Below are 537 nucleotides of genomic sequence, written 5' to 3' on the forward strand. Positions count from 1 at the left end.
GTTCCGCTTCGAGCAGTTTTTCGAAATCGCTTGCCAGCCGCTCCTGTGTCTTCAGTCCGGCGGAGTCGTCCAGGACGGTCTCCACATGCCGGGCCTCCTCGGCCAGTTCGGCGACGGGTGGCTCGACGATTGGCCATTGCGGCTGCCGGATGAGCGGCTGCTGCTCCGCGTCGTTCTGCTGCAACGGTTCCTGGGCGGACTGCAGCGACGCCGATTGCAGCGCCTGGCGCTGCTCGGCCTGGGCGCGGCGGGCGGCTTCGAAACGCGCCATCGCTTCCGCGCGCGCCGCGGCAAGCCGCTCGGCTTCCTGGCGTGCGGTTTCGGCACGCTCCGCTTCGGCTTCCTGCTCCGCCCTCTGTCGTTCAGCCTGCGCCTGTTCGGCCCTCTGCCGCTCCATCTCGGTCCGGTGTGCCTCCATCCGGGCTTGCTCCGCCCGATCGGCTTCAAGCCGCTGTGCTTCCGCACGCTCAGCCTGCTGGCGCGCGGCTTCGGCACGTTCAGCTTCGACCTTCGCCTGCTGGGCGGCACGTTCAGCCT

The 537-nt window shown here is 69.3% G+C and carries 1 protein-coding gene; it reads right to left on the bottom strand.

Translation table 11 applies throughout. From position 1 onward, the window contains the following. Positions 1-418 (bottom strand): hypothetical protein (locus AC1D0P_RS27940; RefSeq protein ID WP_477679705.1); only part of this gene is annotated, 418 nt, incomplete at its 3' end. Positions 419-537: the final 119 nt, after the last annotated feature.

Source organism: Polaromonas sp. P1_G2 (assembly GCF_056405515.1).